Below are 13,286 nucleotides of genomic sequence, written 5' to 3' on the forward strand. Positions count from 1 at the left end.
TCAGCCGGGACCGGGCGCTCCAGCCGGGGCTAGTGCGCGGCGGCTCCAGCCGGGACGCCGCCCCGTCCGTGACCGGCCGGGCGGGCGACCACCAGGACGCCGGAGACCACCGCGGCGAGCAGCATCGCGGCCACGCCCCACCAGATGGCCTGCGTGTAACCGTGGACGATGCCCTCGCGCAGCACCTGCGCCTTCTGCGCGGGGCCGGTGAGGTGGCCACCGATGTACGTGGTGGTCGCCGAGGTGGCGATGGTGTTGAGCAGCGCCGTGCCGAGCGAACCGCCCACCTGCTGCGAGGTGTTCACCATCGCGGAGGTCACACCGGCGTCCTGCGGCCGCACACCCTGGGTCGCGGTGGAGAAGACGGGCATGAAGGTCAGGCCCATGCCGAGGCCGAGCAGCAGCTCGGCGGGCAGGACGTGGGTGGTGTACGCCGAGTCGACGCCGAGCTGGGTCAGCACCAGCAGGCCCGAGGCGGCGAGCAGCATGCCGGGCACCATCAGCAGGCGCGGGGGCGTGCGGGGCAGCAGCCGGGCCGAGATCTGCGTGGAGCCGATGATGATCGACGCGGACATCGGCAGGAACGCCAGACCGCTCCTGACCGGGGTGTACCCGAGGATGCCCTGGAAGTAGTACGTCATGAACAGGAACAGGCCGAACATGCCGATGGTGGCGAGGCCCATGGTCAGGAAGCTGCCCGCGCGGTTGCGGTCGGAGACGATGCGCAACGGAAGCAGCGGGTGCTTGGCCTTCATCTGCCAGAAGACGAACGCCACCAGCAGCAGCACGCCGCCGGCCAGCAGGGTCACCACCAGGCTGTCGTCCCAGCCGCGCGGCTCGGCCTCGGAGAAGCCGTAGACGACGGCGACCAGGCCGCCGCAGCCGAGGATCACGCCGGGGATGTCCAGCCGGGACTCGCTGTGGCCCGGGCGGTCGTGCAGCAGGATGACGGCGCCGATCACCGCGACGGCGGCGATCGGGATGTTCACGTACAGGCACCAGCGCCAGTTCGCGTACGAGGTGAGGACACCGCCCAGCAGCAGGCCGATCGCGGCACCCGCGCCGGCGATGGCGCCGTAGATGCCGAACGCCTTCCCGCGCTCCCGGGGGTCGGTGAAGGTCGTCGTCATCAGGGACAGCGCGGAGGGCGCGAGCACGGCGCCGAAGACACCCTGCAGGGCGCGGGCGCCGAAGAGCATGCCCGGGCTCTCGGAGGCGCCGCCGATCGCGGAGGCGACGGCGAAGCCGACCAGGCCGATGATGAAGGTGCGCTTGCGGCCGACCAGATCGGCGATGCGGCCGCCGAGCAGCAGCAGGCCGCCGAAGGCGAGGGTGTAGGCGGTGATGACCCACTGCCGGTTGCCGTCGGACATGCCGAGGGCCTTCTGCGCGGACGGCAGCGCGATGTTCACGATGGTCGCGTCGAGGACCACCATCAACTGGGCCAGGGCGATGATGACCAGGCCCCACCAGCGGCGGGGATCCGGGGCGTCGGCGGGTGTGTGCTCGATGGCGGACGGAGCCGTCCGTATCGCCTCGATCGGAGGGGAGTCGCTCATTGCGTGGGCGTCGCTTCCTTGGCTGTGGTCAGGCGTGTGGTGGTGTGCGTGTGCGTGTGCGTGGTGTGCGATCGGTCGGAGGCCGGTGACCGTGCACGGTCACGGCGGTGCGGTCGCCGTGCTCGCCGTGCCGGGCACCGCGTCCGGCGCGGCGCTGCGCCGGCAGTGCGATGTCCGTGAAGTCCGGTGTTCCGGCCCCGTTTCCCCCTGCCCCGGGGGGCTGTTCCACGCCCCCGCGGAGCTGCACGCCCCCACACCATCGTCACCTTGGGAGATCGTCAGTGATCCTGATGGTCAGTCCACTGTACACTGCCCGCATGAACGACGTGCCTCCCCCTGATGTCCCGGCCCGGCCGCTCGGATATCTGCTGAAGCACGCCTACGCCACCCTCGCGACCGAGCTGGGCCAGGCCCTCGCCCCTTTCCGCATCATTCCGCGGGAGCTGGGCGTCATGGGGGTGATCGCCGCCGCCCGGGAACAGCCGTCCCAGCTGGAGATCGCAGCGCTCCTCGGCATCGACCGCACGACGATGGTCGGCATCATCGACGCCCTGGAGGACAAGGGCTACGTCGAGCGCCGCCGCAGCGACCAGGACCGCCGCCGCAACGTCGTCACCCTCACCCCGGCCGGACAGGAGTCCCTGGAGGCGGCGGAACAGGTCCGCGAACGGGTCGAACGCGACTTCCTCGCCCCCCTCGACGAGCAGGCGGTCCAGGCCCTGACCGACGCCCTGCTCACCCTGCACCTGGCCCGGACGGACGCGGACACGACAGCCGCCGTGGGCCGGCTGGCGTGCGCGGAACACCTGCCCGCCCCGCACACCGGCCCCTGAACCCGCGCCGGACCCCCGCTCCCGGTCACCGCACCCCGGCGGCCCCGGCCCGCACCTCCGCCCGAACGGTCCCGCGCGGCGGCGGCCCGTGCACCGGACCCCGGCGGCCGGCGAGGACGACCACGGGACCGGCCCCCGCCCGGCCCCGGCACCCACCGGGGCGTGCGCCAGACGCGTCATCCGGCCGCCGTGGTGTGGGCCAATTCGGCACCGAACGTGGCGCCTCCGACGAAGCGTGAGCAGGAAGCTTTCGCCCGGGTGGTTCGGCCGGCGCCCCGACGGTTTTCGCAGGATCACGCATGAGTACGGGTACTCAACTGCGCAGTTCCAGACACAGCCGCGACAGTGGTGGCGGATGTTAATTTGGGGGAACCAAAGGGAGTTGATGTCCCCAGCGCAGGGAGACCGGCTGAGCCCGCCGGAAAACAGGTGACGGGACACGGGGGAGGGTCACGGGCATGCCCTGGGACGAATGGGAACAGCTGAAGGCGGATGCGGCTGCACGTTCGAGCTCCGCTCGTATGCGGCTGAACCACCTGTCGGACGCCGGTAGCGGCGGCTCCTCCGCGGGCGGCGCGGACCCGCTGAAGTCGGACCGGAAGGTCTGGGCGACCGCAGGCGGTGACGTCACGGGACTGCGCACCGACGTGAGCACGGCGCTGGGAAAGCTGGACCACGGACAGGCGGGGCTGGGCGACGGCGCCGGTTGCGAGTCGGCAGCGGCGCAGAAGGAACTTTTCGAGTCCTGGAAGAAGTACGTCGGTGATGTGAGCGGCCGCTGCGGAAAGCTTGGCGGGCTGCTGGAGCGCGCGGGGCGCGACCTGTCGATGACCGATGGAGACGTGCGGGCCGGACTGCAGAAGATCAATACGGAGTACCGGGACACCGAAACAGTCGGCGGCCAGGCGAAGGGCAAGTGAGCGCGTCATGGATCTCGCAGCGCTGAAGGCCCTCAAGCCCTCCGAGTACCAAGAGGCCGCGGACGGCTACCGTGCCACGAGCGAGATGGCGGGCAAAGCCAGGGAAGCCATCGACAACCGGATCTCGGCAGGCATCCGCAACCAGCTCTCCGGGGAGACCGCGAAGGCCGCCCTGCGGGAGCTGAAGGAACTGTCGAAGGACTTCCACTACGTCGAAACCGAGTGCGCGCTGGCCGGCACCGCACTGAACGGCTTCGCCTTCGACATGGCCGCGGCCAAGCGAAAGCTGGAAGCGGCGATGGAGGACGCGAGGGCGGCCGGTTGCACGGTCGGCGCGGACGGGTCGGTGACCTTTCCGGCCGGCGGCAAGGAGGTCGACGGCAAGGTGCCGGACGGCGGCACGGTGCGGGTGAGCACCAGCCCGACGGACCCGACGGCGGCTGCCCTGGAGCGGCAGGCTGCCGGTATTCACCCCAATCCGAACTACGGCAAGGCCATGGGCTTCGCCGACCGCATCGGCGATGCCCTGAAGGAGGCCACGGACGCGGACACGAAGTGGGCCCCGAAGCTGCGCGCCCTGAAGGCCGATGACGACTTGGTCGTCTCCGACAAGGACTGGGCCGACGCCAAGTCGGACACGGACGGGGTGCGCGGCGCCGGCAAGGGCTATATGGACTCCCTGCCCCAGCCGCCCCAGCACGCTGGCCCGAAGGACAACGCCGCCTGGTGGAAAGGTCTCACCGACGAGCAGCGGTCGGCCTACCTGGCCGTGCATCCCGACGCGGTCGGCGCGCTCGACGGGCTTCCCGCCACTGTCCGGGATCAGGCCAACCGAACAGTGCTCGACGAGGCCCGGGGCAAGGCCCAACTGGATTACGACGCCTGGCTGAAGAAGCACCCCGAGCCCGAGCGGTTCGGGCCCTATATCGACCCCTACACCGGAGCCATGCCAAAGGGCCTCAACGTCGAGACGCAGGAGTGGAAGGACTGGGACGCGGCCAGGAAGAACGCTCGCAAGTCCCTCGACGGCATGAACGCGATCCAGACGCGCTTCGACGCGACGGGGACGAACGGACTGCCGGAGGCATACCTGCTGGGCTTCAGCACGGAAGGGGACGGCCGCGCGATCATCGCCAACGGCAACCCGGACACAGCTGATCACCAGGCGGTTTATGTGCCGGGCACGACCGCGGAGCTGGCAAACATCGACGGGAACATCGACCGGATGGTCAAGGTCTGGCACGCGGCCCATGACGAGGCCGACGGAAAATCCGTTTCCACGATCACCTGGCTCGGCTACGACGCCCCTGACAGCGTCATCAAAGACGCGCCGTACGAGCACTACGCGTATGACGGAGCGCCGGCGTTCGACAAGTTCCTGGACGGGCTCGACACCACTCACACCGGCGACACGCACCCGCATCGCACGGTCATCGCCCACTCGTACGGAACGACGCTCGTCGGCGCTGCGGCTCAGACCGGGCATGTCAGCGCCGATGATCTCGTCTTCGCCGGTAGCCCCGGGGTCAAGGTGTCCAGCGCCGGTGAGCTGGACGTGCCCAAGGGGCACGTGTGGAACGAGGAGGCCGATGGAGACGTGGTTCCGGACCTCGGCCGGTGGGGCCACGGCGGCGACCGGTTCATCATCCCCAGCGACCCGGACTTCGGCGCCAACCAGATGACCACGGACACTGAAGGGCACAGCGGATACTGGGACGAGACGTCCCAGGGGCCCACACAGAGCCTGAAGAATCAGGCCCTGGTCGTCGTCGGGAAGGGCGATGACGTGGCACTGAAGCCGCCGCCCGACCCGTGGGCGCACGTTAAGTAGCTGCGACGACGTAAGGCTCACCGACGTGAAGACCAGATTGAGCGCCTGTGTGCTCGCTCTCCCTCTTGCACTGACCACCATCACTGGATGCGGCATGACTGAGAAAGACTCCGGCACCACTCCGTCCGTCGGCACGAGCACCTCGCGTGAGGCCTCCGACGCGATGGAAAAGCTGTCCAGCGGCATTTACGACCTGATCGGTGTCAAGGGGAAGTCGTCCGACAGTCGCCCGTTCGTCGCGGAATGCTCGGGAAAGGACAAGAAGACCTACTTCCGGATCTTCCACTGGTGGAGTTTCTACCCCGCATCGGCGAAGGACCTCGACGTGGCGATGGAGCGGCTCAAGGCCGAGCTGCCCGAGCACGGGTGGAAGATCGTCACCTACGGGCCGGACACCAGTAAGAACAGGAACATCAACCTGACCGCTGACAACGATCAGCGGAAGGCCGGCGTCAACATCGTCCAGATGGCCAAGAACGACCCGCCGAAGCTGAGCCTGCATGTCGTGTCCGGCTGCTACAAGGTCCCCGACGGCCAGGAGGTCGAACGCTTCTGAGCGCGCCGCCCCCCGGGTCTCCGCTCCGCTGCAAGCGCCCCGCGTTTGATCCCCGTCACCTTCGGGGTAATCTCTTCGGCTCGATTGGCCAGGCTGCCGTCGCGTATGGCAGACTGTCCGAGTTGCTCGGTCGAGTGTTGATGCTGCGCGCCTCCCGCCGGGAGGACCGGAAGCGAGTCCCACAGTACTCGTCGCCCTAACTGCCTCACGGCAGCGCTGGGGCGGACGTACGGGAATCTTCCGGGAAGCGTGGGCGCGGCACCGGCCAGGCACCCGGTGGGTCTTCGATCCCCGGTCCGCGGTACCGGCAGGGCCGTGTGCATTCCCGCAGGGATGTTCGAACAAGGGACATCCATGTCAGCGAGAGCGCGACACGCCCGACCGCGTGGGTCGGAGAAGACCAAGGGAAACCAGGCAGACACCGGGTTCCAGAGCGTGAGAAGAGACAGGACTACGAAGTAGCCATGGCGGGACAGAAGATCCGCATCCGGCTCAAGGCCTACGACCACGAGGTCATCGACTCCTCGGCGAAGAAGATCGTCGAGACGGTGACCCGCACTGGTGCGTCGGTCGCGGGCCCGGTGCCGCTGCCCACTGAGAAGAACGTGTACTGCGTCATCAAGTCGCCGCACAAGTACAAGGACTCGCGCGAGCACTTCGAGATGCGCACGCACAAGCGCCTGATCGACATCCTCGACCCGACCCCCAAGACCGTTGACTCTCTGATGCGACTCGACCTCCCGGCCGGTGTCGACATCGAGATCAAGCTCTGAGGCCGGTGATCTGAGAGATGACCAAGCAGATCAAGGGCATCCTGGGCGAGAAGCTCGGCATGACGCAGGTGTGGGACGAGAACAACCGTGTTGTTCCGGTCACCGTCGTCAAGGCCGGCCCCAACGTCGTCACCCAGGTCCGTACGAACGATGTCGACGGCTACGAGTCGGTCCAGATCGCCTTCGGCGAGATCGACCCGCGCAAGGTGAACAAGCCCCTCAAGGGCCACTTCGCCAAGGCCGACGTCACCCCCCGCCGCCACCTTGTCGAGATCCGCACCGCGGACGCCGCCGAGTACACCCTGGGCCAGGAGATCACCGCTGAGGTGTTCGAGTCCGGTGTCAAGGTCGACGTGACCGGCAAGAGCAAGGGCAAGGGCTTCGCCGGTGTCATGAAGCGTCACAACTTCAAGGGCCTCGGCGCCGGACACGGCACCCAGCGCAAGCACCGCTCGCCCGGTTCCATCGGTGGCTGCGCCACCCCGGGCCGTGTGTTCAAGGGCCTCCGCATGGCGGGTCGCATGGGCAACGAGCGGGTCACCACCCAGAACCTGACCGTCCACGCCGTTGACGCGGAGAAGGGTCTGCTGCTCATCAAGGGCGCGGTTCCCGGTCCGAACGGCGGCCTCGTCCTGGTCCGCACCGCGGCCAAGGGGGCCTGAGGTAACCGATGAGCACTGTTGACATCCTTTCGCCGGCGGGCGAGAAGGCCGGTACCGTCGAGCTCCCCGCGGAGATCTTCGGCGTTGAGAAGGTCAGCGTCCCGCTGATCCACCAGGTCGTCGTCGCACAGCTGGCCGCTGCCCGTCAGGGCACCCACAAGACCAAGACGCGTGGCGAGGTCCGCGGCGGTGGCAAGAAGCCGTACCGCCAGAAGGGCACCGGCCGTGCCCGTCAGGGCTCGACCCGCGCGCCGCAGTTCGCCGGTGGTGGCGTCGTGCACGGTCCCGTGCCGCGCGACTACTCGCAGCGGACCCCGAAGAAGATGAAGGCCGCGGCCCTGCGCCACGCCCTCACCGACCGGGCCCGCCACAACCGCATCCACGTCGTCTCCGGCGTGGTCGAGGGTGAGACCGCCTCCACCAAGGCCGCCCGGACGCTGTTCGGCAAGATCTCGGAGCGCAAGAACCTGCTCCTGGTCGTCGACCGCGCCGACGAGGCCGCGTGGCTGTCCGCCCGCAACCTGCCCCAGGTCCACATCCTGGAGCCGGGCCAGCTGAACACGTACGACGTTCTCGTCTCGGACGACGTGGTCTTCACCAAGGCCGCTTTCGAGTCCTTCGTCGCCGGCCCGAACAAGGCCAACGACACCGAAGGGAGCGAGGCCTGATGGCTACGCGTCACCCCTCCATCGCCTCGAAGGCCGCCAAGGCCGCCAAGGCCGCGCGCGTCGCCAAGGCGCGCCGCCACGCCACCGAGGGCAAGAACACGGTCGAGACCCCGCTGAGCAAGTCGTACACGGACCCCCGTGACGTCCTGGTCAAGCCGGTCGTCTCCGAGAAGAGCTACGCGCTCCTCGACGAGAACAAGTACACGTTCATCGTCGACCCGCGTGCCAACAAGACCCAGATCAAGGAGGCCGTCCAGGCGGTCTTCGAGGTCAAGGTCACCGGGGTCAACACGATCAACCGCCAGGGCAAGCGCAAGCGGACCCGCACCGGTTTCGGCCAGCGTGCCGCGACCAAGCGCGCGATCGTGACCCTCGCCGAGGGCGACCGTATCGACATCTTCGGCGGTCCGACCGCCTGACGGCGGTCCGGATCGTCCGATATCGGACGAGGACTGAGAAATGGGTATCCGCAAGTACAAGCCGACGACTCCTGGCCGTCGTGGCGCCAGCGTCGCCGACTTCGTCGAGGTCACGCGGTCCACGCCGGAGAAGTCGCTGGTCCGTCCCCTGCACAGCAAGGGCGGCCGTAACAATTCCGGTCGTGTGACCGTTCGCCACCAGGGTGGCGGACACAAGCGCGCCTACCGCGTGATCGACTTCCGTCGTCACGACAAGGACGGCGTGCCGGCGAAGGTCGCGCACATCGAGTACGACCCCAACCGCACCGCGCGCATCGCGCTGCTGCACTACGCCGACGGCGAGAAGCGCTACATCCTCGCCCCGCGCAACCTGCAGCAGGGCGACCGCGTGGAGAACGGTCCCGGGGCCGACATCAAGCCGGGCAACAACCTGGCTCTCCGCAACATCCCGGTCGGTACCACGATCCACGCGATCGAGCTCCGTCCCGGTGGCGGTGCCAAGTTCGCCCGCTCCGCCGGTGCCTCCGTGCAGCTGCTCGCGAAGGAGGGCACGATGGCCCACCTCCGCATGCCGTCCGGTGAGATCCGCCTGGTCGACCAGCGCTGCCGCGCCACGGTCGGCGAGGTCGGCAACGCCGAGCAGAGCAACATCAACTGGGGCAAGGCCGGCCGCAAGCGCTGGCTGGGCGTCCGCCCGACCGTTCGCGGTGTGGCGATGAACCCGGTTGACCACCCCCACGGTGGTGGTGAGGGCAAGACCTCGGGTGGCCGCCACCCGGTCAGCCCCTGGGGTCAGAAGGAAGGTCGTACTCGTTCTCCCAAGAAGGCGAGCAACAAGTACATCGTCCGCCGCCGCAAGACGAACAAGAAGCGCTAAGGACGGGTTGAGATGCCTCGTAGCTTGAAGAAGGGGCCTTTCGTCGACGACCACCTGATCAAGAAGGTGGACGTACAGAACGAAGCCGGCACCAAGAACGTCATCAAGACCTGGTCCCGCCGCTCGATGATCGTCCCGGCGATGCTGGGCCACACGATCGCGGTGCACAACGGCAAGACCCACATCCCGGTGTTTGTCACCGAGTCCATGGTCGGCCACAAGCTCGGCGAGTTCTCGCCGACGCGCACCTTCCGGGGTCACGTCAAGGACGACCGGAAGTCGAAGCGCCGCTAGTCAGCGGGGTGTGAAAGACCATGACAAACACTGAAGGGACAACCATGGAAGCCAGGGCCCAGGCGCGGTACATCCGCGTCACGCCCATGAAGGCCCGCCGCGTGGTGGACCTCATCCGTGGCATGAACGCCACGGAGGCTCAGGCGGTCCTGCGTTTCGCCCCGCAGGCCGCGAGCGTGCCGGTCGGCAAGGTGCTGGACAGCGCCATCGCCAACGCCGCGCACAACTACGACCACACCGACGCCGACAGCCTCTACATCTCCGAGGCCTACGTCGACGAGGGCCCGACCCTGAAGCGGTTCCGTCCGCGCGCCCAGGGCCGCGCCTACCGGATCCGCAAGCGGACCAGCCACATCACCGTGGTCGTCAGCAGCAAGGAAGGAACCCGGTAATGGGCCAGAAGGTAAACCCGCACGGGTTCCGGCTCGGTGTCACGACCGACTTCAAGTCGCGTTGGTACGCCGACAAGCTGTACAAGGACTACGTCAAGGAAGACGTCGCCATCCGTCGGATGATGACGTCCGGCATGGAGCGCGCCGGCATCTCCAAGGTCGAGATCGAGCGCACCCGTGACCGCGTGCGTGTGGACATCCACACCGCTCGTCCGGGCATCGTCATCGGCCGCCGCGGCGCCGAGGCCGACCGCATCCGCGGCGACCTCGAGAAGCTCACCGGCAAGCAGGTCCAGCTGAACATCCTCGAGGTCAAGAACCCCGAGACCGACGCTCAGCTGGTTGCCCAGGCCGTCGCCGAGCAGCTCTCCTCCCGCGTCTCCTTCCGCCGTGCCATGCGCAAGAGCATGCAGTCGGCGATGAAGGCCGGCGCCAAGGGCATCAAGATCCAGTGCGGCGGCCGCCTCGGCGGCGCCGAGATGTCCCGCTCGGAGTTCTACCGCGAGGGCCGCGTGCCCCTGCACACGCTCCGCGCGAACGTGGACTACGGCTTCTTCGAGGCCAAGACGACCTTCGGCCGCATCGGCGTGAAGGTCTGGATCTACAAGGGCGACGTGAAGAACATCGCCGAGGTCCGCGCCGAGAACGCTGCGGCCCGTGCGGGTAACCGCCCGGCCCGCGGTGGTGCCGACCGCCCGGCCCGTGGTGGCCGCGGTGGCGAGCGGCGCGGTCGCAAGCCGCAGCAGCAGCAGGCTCCGGCCGCCGAGGCCCCCAAGGCCGAGGCCCCGGCCGCTGCCGCTCCGGCTGAGAGCACCGGAACGGAGGCCTGACCGACATGCTGATCCCCCGTAGGGTCAAGCACCGCAAGCAGCACCACCCGAAGCGCCGTGGTCAGGCCAAGGGCGGTACGACGGTCGCGTTCGGCGAGTACGGCATCCAGGCCCTCACGCCGGCGTACGTGACCAACCGCCAGATCGAGGCGGCCCGTATCGCGATGACCCGCCACATCAAGCGTGGCGGCAAGGTCTGGATCAACATCTACCCGGACCGTCCGCTCACGAAGAAGCCCGCCGAGACCCGCATGGGTTCCGGTAAGGGTTCTCCGGAGTGGTGGATCGCGAACGTTCACCCCGGTCGGGTGATGTTCGAGCTGTCGTACCCCAACGAGAAGATCGCCCGTGAGGCGCTGACTCGTGCGGCCCACAAGCTGCCGATGAAGTGCCGGATCGTCAAGCGCGAGGCAGGTGAAGCGTGATGTCGGCCGGTACCAAGGCGTCCGAGCTGCGCGAGCTGGGCAACGAGGAGCTTCTGGGCAAGCTCCGCGAGGCCAAGGAAGAGCTGTTCAACCTCCGTTTCCAGGCGGCGACGGGCCAGCTCGAAAACCACGGCCGTCTCAAGGCGGTCCGCAAGGACATCGCGCGGATCTACACCCTGATGCGCGAGCGTGAGCTGGGCATCGAAACGGTGGAGAACGCATGAGCGAGAACAACGTGACTGAGCAGAACTCCGAGGCGCGCGGCTTCCGCAAGACCCGCGAGGGCCTCGTCGTCAGCGACAAGATGGACAAGACCGTCGTCGTCGCCGTCGAGGACCGCGTCAAGCACGCGCTGTACGGCAAGGTCATCCGCCGTACGAACAAGCTCAAGGCGCACGACGAGCAGAACGCCGCGGGCGTCGGCGACCGCGTCCTCCTGATGGAGACCCGGCCGCTGTCCGCGACGAAGCGCTGGCGCGTCGTCGAGATCCTCGAGAAGGCCAAGTAATTCCTGCGGGAGTTCCCTCGCAGGACAGTTCCGCCAGGCTCCGGGGGCCCGCTCGCTGAGCGGCCCCCGGGGAACCGGCAGACAAACAGGAGATAGACGTGATCCAGCAGGAGTCGCGGCTGCGTGTCGCCGACAACACTGGTGCGAAGGAGATCCTTTGCATCCGTGTGCTCGGTGGCTCCGGTCGCCGCTACGCGGGCATCGGTGACGTCATCGTCGCCACCGTCAAGGACGCGATCCCCGGTGGCAACGTGAAGAAGGGTGACGTCGTCAAGGCGGTCATCGTTCGCACCGTCAAGGAGCGCCGCCGTCCGGACGGCTCGTACATCCGCTTCGACGAGAACGCCGCCGTCATTCTGAAGAACGACGGCGACCCTCGCGGCACCCGTATCTTCGGCCCCGTGGGCCGTGAGCTGCGCGAGAAGAAGTTCATGAAGATCATCTCGCTGGCTCCGGAGGTGCTGTAAGCATGAAGATCAAGAAGGGCGACCTGGTCCAGGTCATCACCGGTAAGGACAAGGGCAAGCAGGGCAAGGTCATCGCGGCCTTCCCCCGCGAGGACCGCGTCCTGGTCGAGGGTGTCAACCGGGTCAAGAAGCACACCAAGGCCGGCCCGACCGCCAGCGGTTCCCAGGCCGGCGGCATCGTGACCACCGAGGCCCCGATCCACGTCTCCAACGTCCAGCTGGTCGTGGAGAAGGACGGCAACAAGGTCGTCACGCGCGTCGGTTACCGCTTCGACGACGAGGGCAACAAGATCCGCGTTGCCAAGCGGACGGGTGAGGACATCTGATGGCTACCACCACTGCCCCGCGTCTGAAGCAGAAGTACCGCGGCGAGATCGCCCCCAAGCTGCGTGACGAGTTCAAGTACGAGAACGTCATGCAGATCCCGGGCCTCGTCAAGATCGTGGTCAACATGGGTGTGGGCGACGCCGCCCGCGACTCCAAGCTGATCGAGGGCGCCATCCGCGACCTCACCACGATCACCGGCCAGAAGCCCGCGGTCACCAAGGCCCGCAAGTCCATCGCGCAGTTCAAGCTGCGTGAGGGCCAGCCGATCGGTGCCCACGTCACGCTCCGTGGCGACCGCATGTGGGAGTTCCTGGACCGCACCCTGTCGCTCGCGCTGCCGCGCATCCGCGACTTCCGCGGCCTGTCCCCCAAGCAGTTCGACGGCCGTGGCAACTACACCTTCGGTCTCACGGAGCAGGTCATGTTCCACGAGATCGACCAGGACAAGATCGACCGTGTCCGGGGTATGGACATCACCGTGGTCACCACGGCGACCAACGACGAAGAGGGCCGCGCCCTTCTCCGTCACCTCGGCTTCCCGTTCAAGGAGGCGTGAGCGAGATGGCGAAGAAGGCTCTCATCGCGAAGGCTGCTCGCAAGCCCAAGTTCGGTGTGCGTGGCTACACCCGCTGCCAGCGCTGCGGTCGTCCGCACTCCGTGTACCGCAAGTTCGGCCTGTGCCGCGTGTGCCTTCGTGAGATGGCTCACCGTGGCGAGCTGCCGGGCGTGACCAAGAGCTCCTGGTAACAACCCACTTGGGTTGAATCAGGACTCTCGGTAAGCAACTGGGGTCGGCAGGACGCCCACCCCCCATGGCTTAGGCTTGTGGGGTTGGGCGCCTGCCGTGCCCTAAACGACTTACTACGCCGTAGGTCCACCGCGCCGCACCCGTCCCGTCTCGGATCGGGGAGAGGGATGGCGCACCAGGAAACCCCGGCGAGAGAG

General features: G+C 67.8%; 20 protein-coding genes. 19 read left to right on the forward strand and 1 reads right to left on the reverse strand.

Features of this window, described 5'->3' with window-relative positions; translation table 11 throughout:
• Nucleotides 1–29: 29 nt before the first annotated feature.
• Complete coding sequence (locus tag IG64_RS20715) at nt 30–1,559, reverse strand: MFS transporter (RefSeq protein ID WP_037858402.1); 1,530 nt, start codon at nt 1,557–1,559, stop codon at nt 30–32.
• Between the two features lie 317 nt (nt 1,560–1,876).
• Here IG64_RS20715 and IG64_RS20720 point away from each other — a divergent pair, with 317 nt between their 5' ends.
• From IG64_RS20720 to IG64_RS20810, 19 genes are all read left to right on the forward strand, one after another.
• The gene (locus IG64_RS20720) at nt 1,877–2,392 is read left to right on the forward strand and encodes a MarR family winged helix-turn-helix transcriptional regulator (RefSeq protein WP_037858502.1); all 516 of its coding nucleotides are present in this window, start codon (nt 1,877–1,879) and stop codon (nt 2,390–2,392) included.
• A gap of 458 nt (nt 2,393–2,850) precedes the next feature.
• The gene (locus tag IG64_RS20725) at nt 2,851–3,312 is read left to right on the forward strand and encodes a hypothetical protein (RefSeq protein ID WP_051813142.1); all 462 of its coding nucleotides are present in this window, start codon (nt 2,851–2,853) and stop codon (nt 3,310–3,312) included.
• A 7-nt stretch (nt 3,313–3,319) separates the two neighbouring features.
• Nucleotides 3,320–5,143: an alpha/beta hydrolase gene (locus IG64_RS20730; RefSeq protein ID WP_037858408.1), complete on the forward strand. Its 1,824-nt coding sequence runs from the start codon at nt 3,320–3,322 to the stop codon at nt 5,141–5,143.
• Between the two features lie 94 nt (nt 5,144–5,237).
• A complete protein-coding gene (locus IG64_RS20735) occupies nt 5,238–5,699 on the forward strand; it encodes a hypothetical protein (RefSeq protein WP_234438579.1) in 462 nt (153 codons plus the stop codon).
• Nucleotides 5,700–6,163: 464 nt separating this feature from the next.
• Complete coding sequence (gene rpsJ, locus IG64_RS20740) at nt 6,164–6,472, forward strand: 30S ribosomal protein S10 (RefSeq protein ID WP_003948644.1); 309 nt, start codon at nt 6,164–6,166, stop codon at nt 6,470–6,472.
• Between the two features lie 17 nt (nt 6,473–6,489).
• Nucleotides 6,490–7,134, forward strand: coding sequence for a 50S ribosomal protein L3 (gene rplC, locus IG64_RS20745; protein ID WP_037858413.1), 645 nt, complete (start codon nt 6,490–6,492; stop codon nt 7,132–7,134).
• 8 nt (nt 7,135–7,142) lie between these two features.
• Nucleotides 7,143–7,802 carry a 50S ribosomal protein L4 gene (gene rplD, locus IG64_RS20750; RefSeq protein ID WP_037858415.1) on the forward strand — a complete coding sequence of 220 codons (660 nt, stop codon included), beginning with the start codon at nt 7,143–7,145 and terminating at the stop codon, nt 7,800–7,802.
• Nucleotides 7,802–8,221, forward strand: coding sequence for a 50S ribosomal protein L23 (gene rplW / locus IG64_RS20755; RefSeq protein WP_037858416.1), 420 nt, complete (start codon nt 7,802–7,804; stop codon nt 8,219–8,221). The genes rplD and rplW overlap by 1 nt, the downstream gene beginning before the upstream one ends.
• Nucleotides 8,222–8,261: 40 nt before the next feature.
• On the forward strand, nt 8,262–9,098 hold the full coding sequence (gene rplB / locus IG64_RS20760) for a 50S ribosomal protein L2 (RefSeq protein ID WP_018564806.1): 837 nt from the start codon (nt 8,262–8,264) through the stop codon (nt 9,096–9,098).
• Between the two features lie 12 nt (nt 9,099–9,110).
• The gene (gene rpsS / locus IG64_RS20765; RefSeq protein ID WP_003948639.1) at nt 9,111–9,392 is read left to right on the forward strand and encodes a 30S ribosomal protein S19; all 282 of its coding nucleotides are present in this window, start codon (nt 9,111–9,113) and stop codon (nt 9,390–9,392) included.
• 44 nt (nt 9,393–9,436) lie between these two features.
• Nucleotides 9,437–9,784, forward strand: coding sequence for a 50S ribosomal protein L22 (gene rplV, locus IG64_RS20770; protein ID WP_037858419.1), 348 nt, complete (start codon nt 9,437–9,439; stop codon nt 9,782–9,784).
• The gene (gene rpsC / locus IG64_RS20775) at nt 9,784–10,614 is read left to right on the forward strand and encodes a 30S ribosomal protein S3 (RefSeq protein ID WP_028420771.1); all 831 of its coding nucleotides are present in this window, start codon (nt 9,784–9,786) and stop codon (nt 10,612–10,614) included. The genes rplV and rpsC overlap by 1 nt, the downstream gene beginning before the upstream one ends.
• Nucleotides 10,615–10,619: 5 nt before the next feature.
• The gene (gene rplP, locus IG64_RS20780; RefSeq protein ID WP_004927269.1) at nt 10,620–11,039 is read left to right on the forward strand and encodes a 50S ribosomal protein L16; all 420 of its coding nucleotides are present in this window, start codon (nt 10,620–10,622) and stop codon (nt 11,037–11,039) included.
• Complete coding sequence (gene rpmC / locus IG64_RS20785) at nt 11,039–11,263, forward strand: 50S ribosomal protein L29 (protein WP_018564811.1); 225 nt, start codon at nt 11,039–11,041, stop codon at nt 11,261–11,263. The genes rplP and rpmC overlap by 1 nt, the downstream gene beginning before the upstream one ends.
• Nucleotides 11,260–11,547: a 30S ribosomal protein S17 gene (gene rpsQ, locus IG64_RS20790; RefSeq protein WP_037858420.1), complete on the forward strand. Its 288-nt coding sequence runs from the start codon at nt 11,260–11,262 to the stop codon at nt 11,545–11,547. Before rpmC ends, rpsQ begins: the two co-directional genes overlap by 4 nt.
• A 98-nt stretch (nt 11,548–11,645) precedes the next feature.
• On the forward strand, nt 11,646–12,014 hold the full coding sequence (rplN, locus tag IG64_RS20795) for a 50S ribosomal protein L14 (RefSeq protein ID WP_003998823.1): 369 nt from the start codon (nt 11,646–11,648) through the stop codon (nt 12,012–12,014).
• 2 nt (nt 12,015–12,016) lie between these two features.
• Nucleotides 12,017–12,340 carry a 50S ribosomal protein L24 gene (gene rplX / locus IG64_RS20800; protein WP_033272457.1) on the forward strand — a complete coding sequence of 108 codons (324 nt, stop codon included), beginning with the start codon at nt 12,017–12,019 and terminating at the stop codon, nt 12,338–12,340.
• On the forward strand, nt 12,340–12,897 hold the full coding sequence (gene rplE / locus IG64_RS20805) for a 50S ribosomal protein L5 (RefSeq protein WP_018564813.1): 558 nt from the start codon (nt 12,340–12,342) through the stop codon (nt 12,895–12,897). Before rplX ends, rplE begins: the two co-directional genes overlap by 1 nt.
• Before the next feature lie 5 nt (nt 12,898–12,902).
• Entirely contained in the window at nt 12,903–13,088 is a 186-nt protein-coding gene (locus IG64_RS20810) for a type Z 30S ribosomal protein S14 (RefSeq protein WP_003948630.1), read from the forward strand.
• The last annotated feature ends 198 nt before the right edge of the window (nt 13,089–13,286 follow it).

It is taken from the genome of Streptomyces sp. NRRL S-340, from assembly GCF_000720185.1.
GTDB lineage: Bacteria > Actinomycetota > Actinomycetes > Streptomycetales > Streptomycetaceae > Streptomyces.